Source organism: Streptomyces sp. NBRC 110035 (genome assembly GCF_000829695.1).
Taxonomy (GTDB): Bacteria; Actinomycetota; Actinomycetes; order Streptomycetales; family Streptomycetaceae; genus Streptomyces.
The window spans coordinates 1-11,061 of record NZ_BBNN01000069.1 but is presented as its reverse complement, the minus strand read 5'-3'; the positions used below and the strand labels follow the sequence as shown (position 1 = coordinate 11,061).

Sequence of the window (11,061 nt, the reverse complement as noted above, 5' to 3'; positions counted from 1 at the left end):
ATGTGGAACGAGTAGACCTTCGGAATGCCGACATGGGCGAGGACCTTGCCCTCGTCCCCTCAGTCGACCTGGGCCTGAGCATCCGGAACGACCTCGAACCGACGGTGCAGACCCGCCAGTTCGCCCGGGCTGATACCCAGTTCCTCCGCGATCCGGGGCCGGGCTTCCTGCAGGTAGAGCTTCACCCGCTGGTAGTTGATCGTGACGCCGTACTCCTGGGCCAAGCGCTCGTGGATCACTCTTCCCTTGAGCAGGATCTCGGACCTGAGCATGGCGTCGATCAGCGGCGCGACCTCGTCCACCACCCGCCGAGGCCGCTGATCTACCGCCTCTCTCTTCGGCGGCGCGAGCGAGGCCGGGTCCTTCAGGTACTTGCCGACCGTCCGGCGGTTCAGCCCGGTCTCCTTCGCGATCTCCCGCAGGCTCATCGCACCGGACTCGTACAGCGGACGAAACCGCCTCAACTCCAGCCAGCGATGTGGATCAAGCACCACCGTCAGCCGCCTCTCTGCCACCCCGAACCGACAGCAGCAGACTCACGGCCGACACCCCGTCACCGCATCAGGAACGGTGCACGTTCCTCCGTACGAGGTGGTGCACGTTCACTTGTACGCCGACAACATGAGTTCAGTCTCGGTAAGGCGGCGCCGGGCGGGCCGTGGTGGGCGTCTTGCACGTTTACCCGGGGAGTGCGGTGGAAGAGTTGTTTTCGGCGACCGGCCGGACGAGCCGTCGGCGGGGCGGCCGATTCTCCTCGACCGCCTGAACCGAACAGGAGCCCGCTGTTGCGCCTCTACGCCCAGACTCCCGCACGCCGGAACCGTCAGGTGCTCGTGGATCTGACCGCCGTGGCCCTGATCGCTGTCGCGGTGTGGGCGGCCTTCTTCGTCCGCGACACGATCATGCTGCTGGCCGAGCCGGGGCAGAAGATCGAGAGTTCCGGAAACGGCCTCGCCGAGGAACTCGGTAACGCCGGGGACGCGGCGTCGAATGTACCGTTCGTCGGTGATGTCCTGGAGAAACCGCTCCGGTCCGCGGCCGACGCCAGTACCGGCTTTGCGGATGCCGGCGCATCGCATCAGGAGACCGTCGCCCAGGTCGCCGATGTGGCCGCCACGGCTCTCGTCGTCGTCCTTGTGCTTTTCATCCTGGTGCTGTGGCTTTTCCCGCGCCTGCTCTGGATTCGCAGCAGCATGACCGTCCGTCGTCTCGCCGATGCGCAGGGCGGTGCCGACCTGCTCGCCCTGCGTGCTCTCGTCGGCCCGTCGGCCGCCCTCGTCAAGCTGCCGACCCCGCCCGGCGGTTTCGCCGACGCCTGGCGCCGGGGTGACCAGGAGACCATCGCCGTCCTCAGCACAGTCGCCCTCGCGCATGCGGGCCTGCGTCGCTGACGGACGCTTCCGAGGAGGTCCTCGGTGGGCGGCCGCCGGTCGGCGGAGCCGGCGCGCCGAGACCGGTCGTCGGTGCCTCGGACGGGCAGCCGTTCCCGGGCGGGACGTCCGACCCGGACCATGTCCGCCTTCGCCTGTCAGTTCCCGGCCGGCCGACTGCCCCGGTCGTGGTCCACTGCATAGGCGTGCAGCACCGCCACAGCCTGGTCGGTCTTCAGGCGGAGGAACTGCCGGTTCAACACCACCGCGAGGTCGTCGAGGGCCCGGCCGAGCATGGCGGCGGCCGTGCGGACCTCGGCGCGGGACGATGTCTGTCCCTGAAGGGCCAGGTCGGCGGCGTAGCCGGCCATGGCGGCGAGGGACGTGTCGTCGTGGCCGTCGTGGAAGTAGTAGGTCTCGGCGTGCTGGGTGAGATCGACCCGGACCTGGATCACGTCCGCGGCCAGGCTCGTCAGCAGGCCGGCCGTCGTCACCGGGTCCAACCGGTCGGCGTGAGGTTCGGCGCGGCGCAGCAACGCCAGACGCAGGGCGAGGGTCCTGCGCCGGGTGAGTGCGGGTTACACCTGGGAGATCCAGGAGACAACGGACGTGAGCAGGGTGAACCCGAGGACCGCCTCAAGGGGGGCGGCGATGCGCAACCACCCGTCGGCCGGGACGATGTCACCGAACCCGAGGGTGGCCACCGTGACCACGGACAGGTAGACCGCGTCGAGGAAGCCCGCCCGTTCTGCCGCATTCAGACTGGCGCCGTAGGAGAATCCGCTCGGCAGATGAGGCCAGTAGATCAGCGCCCAGCCCAAGATGATCGTCATCGTCCACAGGGCGGCCACCAGTGCCAGTGCCAGGGGACCGGTCACCGCGGCGAGGCGTCCGTCGGCACGGCCGGCCAGCCGCCACAGGCCCGCCGTCAGCCACCGGCTCACCTTCCCGCGCCCCGACGGCTGCCACAGAGTCCGGAACACATCCCGCAGTACGGCCACAACGAGCCCCGCCCCGGCCAGCGAGACGAGCCAGCCCACACCCCCGCTCACCTCTGGACCTCCGGATTGGGCACACCAGGGACCGGCACGCCGCCGCGCCGACCGACGGCCAGGCCCACGCTGATCAGCTTGCGCAGCGCGATGAGGGCGGCCGCGAGCAGGATGCCGTCCCAGGACAGGTCGCCGGCGAGACGGACGAGACCGGCGGCGACCAGGAAGTCGAACAGTACCGCCACAGCCGAACCGGCGCTGCGTACCATTCGGTAGGCCGCCACGGCGGAGAGGACTCCGCCCGCGGTGATCAGCACGGCGGCCGGCTCGAGCCATCCGTTCATGTCTGCTCCCCTCCGCCGTGCCGCGACTGCGGCCGGGTCTGCTCCGGGGACGATCCGGCGTTCTTCAGTTCGGCGTTCTCCTGCGCGATCTCCCGGCCGAGGAAGTAGTTCAACGCTGTACGGATGGCCGCGATGGCCGCCAGCTGGCCGATCTCGGTGAAGCTCGGCGCCACCGCCGTGCGCAGCACATCACCGGCCAGCTGGAACTCCAGCCCGAGAACCAGGAAGCGCCCCAGCCGCAACCGGATCCGGTTGAACTCGGCCCCCTGGCCCCGACCGCGCACCCCGGAGGACACGAACTGCCAGAACGCCCAGACGGCCCCCACAAAGATGACCACAGCGCCGGCCGACTCGATCAGACGTACAAGGAAGCCAATCACATCACGCAGCGCGGACTCCGGCAGCAACTCCAACGACAAGGGCATGACCCCGCCAGTACCCGCACACAGATACTCAATACCGGCTGGCCCATGAGGCAGGAGGCCTGCGCCGTCGGCGCGCAGACCGGGAGGGTGTATGGACAATCAGTCCTCTTGAGGTGAACCGGCACTAGAGGTTGTCCCGTAACTGCTGGCCAGAGGTGAGATGATCTTGACGTGGCTGGTGTGGTCACGGCGTCGGAGCCCTCGTGGATAGGCCCGTTCACCGGGCTGAGCCCTCGGCAGTTCAACAAGCTGGTCACCACGTGGAGCGCGAGGGAGCCGATCCGGTCCGCAAGGGCCGGCCGTGGTCGCTGCCGCTTCAGGACCGGGTGCTGCTGGTGACCGCGTACTGGCGCACCAACCTCACCGGTGGTGGCCCCCGGCGGGCGGCCCGGCCGCCCCGCCGGTCACCCAGCTGCAGCCTGCCCCGCGCGCCCGTGGGCCGGCTCGTGCCAGAACAGCGCCCTCCACGACGCCATGAAAGCCGTCTTCCAGGCACAGCGGACCAGCTCACCGACCAGATACCCGATGAGCGCGTCGACGAGCGGGCCGGTGCGCATCGTCCACCGGATCCAGTCGAGCCGTATCCGCCACCGCGCTTCTCAGAGACAGCGCCCCGACGGGCTTTTCGAGGTCTTGCCTGGTCTTCACATCAACCCCTGGTCTCCACTGGCTCATACCGCTCTTCCCCGGGCCGTATGAGCCAGCTGATGACACCGAGAACGAGGCAGTACTGGTCAGCCGGCCCGAAGACCGACCGCCAGCGTCAGCTCAAGGACCCGGTGCGGCGATGCGAGATCCGGAAACAGCTCCCGCAGCTGCGACATCCGGTACCGGACTGTCTGGGGATGGACGAACAACGCCGCCGCCACCTCGTCCCGCCTGCCCTGGTGCAGCAGCCACGCCCGCAACGTCTCCTCCAGCCGCCGTGCGGTCGCGACAGGCAAGGTCCGCAACGGTGCGAGGGCTCGGGCACGCAGGTCTGCGAACGCGTCCCCGTCGGCGCTCAGCACCAGCTCGGGCAGGTGGTCCTCGGTGTCGCGAATATCGGAGGAGAGGGAGTGCGCGCGTATGGCTCGTGCGTACGATGCGGATGCACGAGTCCAGGGCCGGGCCGGGCCGACCACGGCGGTGCGGTCGGTCAGCTGCCGCAAGAGATGTGATCGGTCGGCATCGGGGACGAGCAGCACACCGGTGGCGTCCGGCAGGTCGTCGAGGACGAGGGTGCTCGGGTCGAGCGCGCGGTAGGCAGGCCGGGCCTGGGCGGCGGGCAGCAGGACCGCGGTCAGCGAAACCGGAGGCTGCCACCCGGCCCGTTGGACGGAGGCCAGCAGCGCGTCCGGGCTCGCGCCGGCGAGGAGGTCGCGGGCCAGGTGTTCCAGGTGGCGCTCGTGGGCCCTGCCCCGGGCGGCCAGTTCGTCGGCGTGGCCTGCGGCGCTCGCGGCGGAGAGCTCGTCGATGTAGGCGAAGGTCAGCTCGGCGAACTTGGCGACTTCGGCGGCGGGCAGACCTGCGGGTACGGCACCCGCCGCCAGGCATCGCCAGGCCACGCGGGCGCCGACGCGGTAGGCGCTGAGCAGGGCGTCCATCGAACGGCCGTCGCGGACCTCGCCGCGGCCCAGCTCGTAGGCTGCGTCACCGGCGTCGCCGCCTGTGGCGTTCCCGCTCGCGAGGTCCAGGTAGTGCCCCAGAGCGGTACGGACGGCTCGGCGGATGGTGGCGCCCATGTGGCCCGAAAGGGCGTTGGCGTAGGGAGGGACCTCGTCGATGATCGCCTGGACGACCTCGTCGGCGGTGGTCTTCAGCGCGGCCCGAAGTGCAGTGACCGTCGTCTCATCCAGGGCCAGTTCGCTGGCCCTTTGGATTGCATGGTTCACGTTTTGTTCCCTGCGAACAATTCTGTCGACCAGATTTACGTCCTGCGGTCAGGACTTTACGCCTTGAGGCGCAGCAAGCTGGAGTCATGACGAGTGCAGCCCTGCGCAGCAGGGCGTGGAAACTGCTGGAGATGGTCACGACGCCGCTGCTGCCGTCGGACTACCTCGACCTGGTCAGCCCGCTGCGTGCGGGCGCTGACCTGCGTGGGCGCATCGAGGCCGTGCACCCCGAGACGAGTGACGCCGCGACCGTCGTGATCAAGCCGGGACGGGGCTGGCGCGGCCACACAGCCGGTCAGTACGTGCGGATCGGGGTCGACGTCGACGGGGTGCGCCTGTGGCGTGCCTACTCCATCACCTCGCCGACAAACCGCCAGGACGGCCGCGTCACGATCACCGTGAAGGCGATCCCGGACGGCAAGGTCAGCACCCACCTGGTCCGCAGCACGAAACCGGGCACGCTGATCCAGCTCGACCAGGCGACCGGTGACTTCGTGCTGCCGCAGGCCAAGCCCGCCAAGGTGCTCTACCTGACGGCCGGCAGCGGCATCACGCCCGTGATGGGCATGCTGCGCGACATCGAGTTCGACGACGTCGTCATGGTCCACTGCGCGCCACAGCCGCAAGACGTGATCTTCCGCGACGAAATACACGACCTGGTCGCGGACAAGAAGCTGCGGCTCACCGAGGTGCACACCGACGCAGACGGCATGCTCGACATCGCCCGTCTCGACGAACTCGTGCCCGACTGGGCCGAGCGCGAGACCTGGGCTTGCGGGCCCGCGGGCCTGCTGGACGCCGCCGAAGAGCACTGGGCCGGGCACGGCGTACAAGAGCGCCTGCACACCGAACGCTTCCGCCCCAGCATCGTCGTCGCCGGCGACGGCGGCGAGGTCACGTTCAGCGCCACCGGCAAGACCGTCGACGCGGACGGCGCCACGCCGTTGCTGGACATCGGCGAGGAGGCGGGCGTGCTCATGCCCTCCGGGTGCCGCATGGGTATCTGCTTCGGCTGCGTCACGCCGCTCAGGGCGGGCGCCGTCCGCGACCTGCGCACCGGCGAGATCACCGAGGCCGAGCCGGGTGCCCTCATCCAGACCTGTGTGTCCGCCGCGGCGGGCCCCTGCGACATCGAACGGTAGGAGTACCTTGACCGCCATCGACCCCACCGCCCACCTGACCGCGGAGCAGATCGAGGAGCTTGGCCGCGAGCTGGACGCGATCCGCGACGAGGTGATCGCCGGCCGCGGCGAGAAGGACGCCGCCTACATCCGCAAGGTCATCTCGGTGCAGCGCAAGCTCGAGCTGGTCAGCAGGGGCGTGCTGCTGTTCTCGATCTTCCCGCCCGCGTGGCTGCTCGGCACCGCCGGTCTGTCCGTGGCGAAGATCATGGACAACATGGAGATCGGCCACAACGTCCTGCACGGCCAGTGGGACTGGATGCGGGACCCGAAGATTCACTCCACCACCTGGGAGTGGGATCACGTCTCGCCGTCCGAGCAGTGGAAGCACTCGCACAACGAGCTGCACCACACGTACACCAACGTGATCGGCAAGGACAACGACCTCGGCTACGGCATCATGCGCGTCGACGAGGACCAGAAGTGGCACCCGTTCCACCTCGGCCAGCCGCTGTGGAACTTCATCAACGCCTGCTTCTTCGAGTACGGCATCGCAGCGTACGACCTGGAGCTCGGCAAGAACCTGCACAAGCGCCGCCGCAAGGACCCGGAGTTCCGCGCGCGGGCCAAGGCCGTGGGCCGCAAGATCCGCAAGCAGGTACTCAAGGACTACGTGATCCACCCGCTGCTGTCGGGCCCGTCGTTCCTCACCACGCTCGCCGCCACGTTCACCGCGAACCTGGTCCGCAACATCTGGTCCCACTCGGTGATCATGTGCGGGCACTTCCCCGAGGGCGTGCAGGTCTTCGAGCGCCGGTCGATCAAGGGCGAGACGCGCGGCCAGTGGTACCTGCGCCAGATGATGGGCTCGGCGAACATCAGCGGCAGCAGGGCCATGCACTTCATGACCGGCAACCTGTCGCACCAGATCGAGCACCACCTGTTCCCGGATCTGCCGAGCAACCGGTACGCCGAGGTCGCGGTGAAGGTGCGCGCGCTGTTCGAGAAGTACGAGCTGGAGTACGTCACCGGACCGCTGCCCAAGCAGGTGCTCTCCGCGTGGCGCAAGGTCTTCAGGCTCTCGCTGCCGAACAAGAAGCCCAAGGTCAAGACGCCAGACCGCGAGCAGGAGCTCGTCGCGGCCTGATTCCCGGGGTCGGGGTCGTGGCCGGGCCGACCACGCTGGACAAGGGGGCCGGGCTTGCCCTTGCGGCCCGATTCATCCCGCCCGGACGGAGGAGGGAGTTCTCCGTCCTCCGCTCACAGACTGACGGGCCGACCCCGCTGGGACATCGCCGCGATCGGCACGGCGACCGTACGTCAGGAGCTGCCGGTCTCCCCCATCGCTGCCTCGCTGCCCCCCCCGGCACCTGGTCCGGCTCGGCTTCGACACAACGGACACCTCGACAGCTGCATCGGTCTTCGAAACAGCCTCGGGCACGCCCGCTGATCAAGCCGGCGCACCGGGAAACTCCAAGATCCCCGACAGAGTCGGGCTAAGCGATCTCCCAGTCCTGGCGTGCCAGGTCGGTGTCGAGCAGGGCATCGAGGGGGGCGGTCGCCCATAGCCGGATGACTGGCAGCGCGGCCAGTGAGCGCCCTGTTGCAGGGTCCGCGACTTCGTGAGTACTGGCTCCTGCAGAACCATGAAAATCCGTGCACGGTGAGCAGTGGCGGCATCGGTGGACGTTGAGCGATGACCGGTTCTCCGCGACTCGGTTGGTAACGGTGAGTTACAGCAGGTATCAGTGGGTGCGTGAGCAGCGGCCGATGTGCATCACTGCTGCTTGCCCGACGCCGGCCGACGGGTCGGTTGAGCGCCAGCCCGGCGCCCATCAGCGCGATGATCACGCCGATCTCGGTGATGTGTTCAGTCAGCTGCCGGTCTTCCACCGGATCGATCACAGGCAGCGGCAGGGGCAGCAGGTACACGCCGACGCCGGCCACCAAGAACATCACGGGCGTCGAGAAACATCAGGGGCATCGAGAGCGGACGTCCGGCCACCACTCTGGGGAGCACCGCCGCAAGCAGCGCTCCGGCTCCCAACCACGCGAACACCGCATCGGCGATTGTCACTGCGCTGCGCTTGTCCTTCCTTCGCACCATGAGGGGCCCCGAAGATCCCGGACAGGGACCCAATAGGGTTGTCCTGTAAGGAATCGAGGGAAGAAACAAGTGGCACGTCCAAGTCCGTACTCGCCGGAGTTCCGCGAAGAAGCGGTCCAGCTGGCCCTGAAATCAAACAAGCCCATCGCCCAGGTCGCCCGGGGACTCGAGATGAATCCCGAGACGCTCCGCCCCTGGGTGCGCCGACACGAGCGCGAGCACGGGAAGCAGACCGAGCCGCTCGCCGTGGACGAGCGGGCCCGGCTCAAGGAACTCGAACGCCGCATTCGCGAGGTCGAGATGGAGAACGCCTTCCTAAAAAAATGCGCGGCGTACTTCGCGAAGGATCCCCGGTAGCGAGTAAGTACGAGTTCATCGAAACGATGCGACTCGATACCGCGGAGTACGCGTACCCCGTCGGGTTCATGTGCGAACACCTCGGCGTGTCCAGGTCGGGCCACTACGGCTGGCGGTGCCGTCCCGATTCAGCGACGGCCCGGCCGGCGTCGACGAGGTCCCCGGCGCCGAGGCGGTCCCGGTCGGGCAGGCACGCTGGAGACCGGCAGCGCCCGTCGGCCGGCAGGCGGGGGTGCGCAGACCGTCGTCATGCGCGAAGGTCCCGGCAAGACGGCCGGACTTCTCCCAGCCGGTGGCGCCCCCGGACATCAGAGCCAGAGGGCCGGGCCCCCGCGCGGTCTGGCCACAGCGGCGCAGCGGCACTCCGAGCCGGACGGCCACGTCCGGCACGACGGCGCCGTCAAGGACACGGGGGCAAAGCGGTGGCGTACGGCGGGTGCGGCCCTCACTGCGGGCCCGATCCGGTACCGGCCGGTCTGCGGCGTTCGCCGTGCCAGTCCAGTATCAAGACCGTGGCGTCGTCCTTGAGACTGCCGTGGCAGGCATCAAAGACCGCGGCGGTCAGGCTCCGGACGGCTTCCCTTGGATGCAGGGCGCGGGTGTGGTGAACGACCGAGGCCAGGTCGACGGCTGCGGCACCGCGCTCCTGCATTCCGTCGGTGAGCAGGATCAGGCGGTCTCCGGGCTGCAGGCGCAGTTCCTGCAGCCGGTAGGAGGTGGGTGCCGCCACACCGAATGGCAGGTTGACGGCGAGTTCGACCTCTTCGACGGTGCCCCCACGCAGCCGCAGCGGCCAGGGATGGCCGGCATTGACCAGTTCGCACAGACCCGTTTCGAGGTCGACGCACAGCAACTGTCCGGTGGCCAGGCCGCAGTTGTGGCTCAGCAGGGCCTGGTGGGCGTGGTGGGCCTGCTCAAGGGCGTCGCAGCCGCTGCGGCGTGCCCGCCGCAGCGCGCCGACCAGCAAGGTGGCCAGCAGAGCGGAGTTCGTGTCGTGGCCCATGGCGTCGGTGATGGACAGGTGCAGGGTGTCGCGGTCGAGGGTGTAGTCGTAGGTGTCGCCACCGATGTCGTCGGCAGGGATCAGCCCGGCGGCGAGGGTGAACTGGGCCGCCTCGCAGCAGGGGGCCGAGGGAAGCAGCTGGTGCTGGATCTCCGCGGCCAGGCTGGTCTCGGTGGTACGCCGGCCCAAGTGGTACAGATCGGTGAAACGACGGTCCGTGACGATGATGTAGGCCAGCGCGTGTGCCGCCTCGCGCACTTGCCGGAGCACGGTGTCGTCGGCGGACTGCAGGCTCACCTCCAGAACACCGAGGCAGTCGCCACGATTGGTGACCGGCGTGATGACCCACCGTCCGCCCTGGCCGTCCGCTTCCACATGCTGGCGCTGGCTCTGCAGAACACCGTCGTAGACGCTGCCCAGCAGATCGATCGGCCCGCCGCGGTCCACGGCATCACCACCGGCCGCGACGAGCCGTACCAGCCGCTGACCGATGAGGTCGACGAACAGAAAAGACACACGCTCCGCACCGAGCCGCTTCTGCAGGTCGTGCGCCACCACATCCACGGACTCACCGGGCGGCGCCGCCTCCGCGGCGGCCAGCAACTCGCCCAGCTCCAGATCTCCACCCTCCACGACAACCTCCCGTCGGCTGCCACACCTTTTTCCCCAACTTTCCGCGACATCACCCCACGCGCCCGCCCCACCCGACCAGGGCAGCGAGCCGAACCGGCGCAGACAGGTCCCGGATCCACCCGGTGGCCCCGTTACCTTTCTCGTGGCCCCGCAATGGGGCGCCTGGCCCCCGGGTCCGGTATGGCTGTGTGCCCCCTGTCGAAGTCGATGACCTGGGGGGTGTTGCCGCCGGGCTTCGGGGCACCGCTGTCAATCCCCTGGAAGCGTAGAGACCTTCCTTATGCGGCCAGGTCCTCCTGATGGTGGCTGGCGCGTGCTTCGCTGATGATCTGTTCGAACTCCACCGGCGGTAGCCCGCCGGCCGCGGAGTGTCTGCGGCGCATGTTGTGGAAGCCGGTGATCCAGGTGGCGATCTTCAGCCGGTCCTCGGTCCGGGTGGCGGACTGGTGCCGGTGGATGTACTCGACCTTGATCAGCGAGTTGAACGACTCCGCGGCGGCGTTGTCCAGCGCCGACCCGACCCGCCCCATGGACTGCACCACGCCCAGCCGGTCACACAGCCCGTTGTACGCCTGACTGGTGTATTCGCTGCCGCGGTCGGAGTGGAAGATCACGCCGTCCACATCGCCGCCGCGCGTGGTGGCGGCCATCTTCAGCGACGCGGCGACCAGGGCAGCGTCGTGATGCGCACCCATCGCATAGCCGAGCAGTCGGCGCGAGAACAGGCCGATGACCGTGGCCAGGTACAACTTTCCCTCCCCGGTCTCGATTTCGGTCATACCGCCCACCCGTAGGACGTTTGGGGAGACCGCGTCGAAGTGGCGGTGCACCAGGT

At 68.7% G+C, this 11,061-nt stretch carries 11 protein-coding genes and 2 pseudogenes; 5 read left to right on the top strand and 8 right to left on the bottom strand.

The window, feature by feature from the left end; translation table 11 throughout:
• Positions 1–62: 62 nt before the first annotated feature.
• Positions 63–494: pseudogene (locus tag TU30_RS32255) on the bottom strand (IS21 family transposase); the annotation flags it as partial.
• Between the two features lie 291 nt (positions 495–785).
• Here TU30_RS32255 and TU30_RS32250 point away from each other — a divergent pair.
• Positions 786–1,391, top strand: coding sequence for a hypothetical protein (locus tag TU30_RS32250; protein WP_042177075.1), 606 nt, complete (start codon positions 786–788; stop codon positions 1,389–1,391).
• Between the two features lie 137 nt (positions 1,392–1,528).
• Here the strand turns inward: TU30_RS32250 and TU30_RS35870 are convergent, their stop codons facing one another.
• The 4 genes from TU30_RS35870 to TU30_RS32235 all read right to left on the bottom strand — a co-directional run bounded on the left by TU30_RS35870 (position 1,529) and on the right by TU30_RS32235 (position 3,131).
• Positions 1,529–1,864 (bottom strand): hypothetical protein, encoded by a 336-nt coding sequence (locus TU30_RS35870; RefSeq protein WP_158719408.1) that lies wholly within the window; start codon positions 1,862–1,864, stop codon positions 1,529–1,531.
• An 84-nt stretch (positions 1,865–1,948) separates the two neighbouring features.
• Positions 1,949–2,422, bottom strand: a complete 474-nt coding sequence (locus tag TU30_RS35865; RefSeq protein WP_141713837.1) for a potassium channel family protein — start codon at positions 2,420–2,422, stop codon at positions 1,949–1,951.
• The gene (locus TU30_RS32240) at positions 2,419–2,706 is read right to left on the bottom strand and encodes a hypothetical protein (RefSeq protein WP_042177072.1); all 288 of its coding nucleotides are present in this window, start codon (positions 2,704–2,706) and stop codon (positions 2,419–2,421) included. The genes TU30_RS35865 and TU30_RS32240 overlap by 4 nt, the downstream gene beginning before the upstream one ends.
• Positions 2,703–3,131, bottom strand: coding sequence for a DUF1622 domain-containing protein (locus TU30_RS32235; protein WP_042177070.1), 429 nt, complete (start codon positions 3,129–3,131; stop codon positions 2,703–2,705). Before TU30_RS32235 ends, TU30_RS32240 begins: the two co-directional genes overlap by 4 nt.
• Before the next feature lie 171 nt (positions 3,132–3,302).
• On the opposite strand from TU30_RS32235, the pseudogene TU30_RS35065 reads away from it, so the two are divergent.
• Positions 3,303–3,496: pseudogene (locus tag TU30_RS35065) on the top strand (IS5/IS1182 family transposase); the annotation flags it as partial.
• Positions 3,497–3,865: 369 nt separating this feature from the next.
• Here TU30_RS35065 and TU30_RS32230 read toward each other — a convergent pair.
• Positions 3,866–5,005, bottom strand: a complete 1,140-nt coding sequence (locus tag TU30_RS32230) for a CdaR family transcriptional regulator (RefSeq protein WP_042177067.1) — start codon at positions 5,003–5,005, stop codon at positions 3,866–3,868.
• Between the two features lie 86 nt (positions 5,006–5,091).
• Between TU30_RS32230 and TU30_RS32225 the strand changes: the two genes are divergently transcribed.
• The 3 genes from TU30_RS32225 (at position 5,092) to TU30_RS32215 (ending at position 8,590) form a co-directional block, all read left to right on the top strand.
• On the top strand, positions 5,092–6,147 hold the full coding sequence (locus TU30_RS32225) for a ferredoxin reductase (RefSeq protein WP_042177065.1): 1,056 nt from the start codon (positions 5,092–5,094) through the stop codon (positions 6,145–6,147).
• A 7-nt stretch (positions 6,148–6,154) separates the two neighbouring features.
• Positions 6,155–7,273, top strand: coding sequence for an acyl-CoA desaturase (locus tag TU30_RS32220; RefSeq protein WP_042177063.1), 1,119 nt, complete (start codon positions 6,155–6,157; stop codon positions 7,271–7,273).
• A gap of 1,029 nt (positions 7,274–8,302) precedes the next feature.
• The gene (locus tag TU30_RS32215; RefSeq protein ID WP_042177061.1) at positions 8,303–8,590 is read left to right on the top strand and encodes a transposase; all 288 of its coding nucleotides are present in this window, start codon (positions 8,303–8,305) and stop codon (positions 8,588–8,590) included.
• 445 nt (positions 8,591–9,035) lie between these two features.
• Here the strand turns inward: TU30_RS32215 and TU30_RS32210 are convergent, their stop codons facing one another.
• Both TU30_RS32210 and TU30_RS32205 read right to left on the bottom strand, forming a co-directional pair.
• A complete protein-coding gene (locus tag TU30_RS32210; RefSeq protein WP_042177058.1) occupies positions 9,036–10,226 on the bottom strand; it encodes a PP2C family protein-serine/threonine phosphatase in 1,191 nt (396 codons plus the stop codon).
• 278 nt (positions 10,227–10,504) lie between these two features.
• Positions 10,505–11,061: IS3 family transposase (locus TU30_RS32205; RefSeq protein ID WP_042177055.1), on the bottom strand; the 557-nt coding region annotated here is incomplete at its 5' end.

Bases quoted from the DNA above. Each gene is read 5' to 3' on its own strand.
- TU30_RS32235 (WP_042177070.1), bottom strand. From the start codon at position 3,131: ATGCCCTTGTCGTTGGAGTTGCTGCCGGAGTCCGCGCTGCGTGATGTG.
- TU30_RS32240 (WP_042177072.1), bottom strand. From the start codon at position 2,706: ATGAACGGATGGCTCGAGCCGGCCGCCGTGCTGATCACCGCGGGCGGA.
- TU30_RS32225 (WP_042177065.1), top strand. From the start codon at position 5,092: ATGACGAGTGCAGCCCTGCGCAGCAGGGCGTGGAAACTGCTGGAGATG.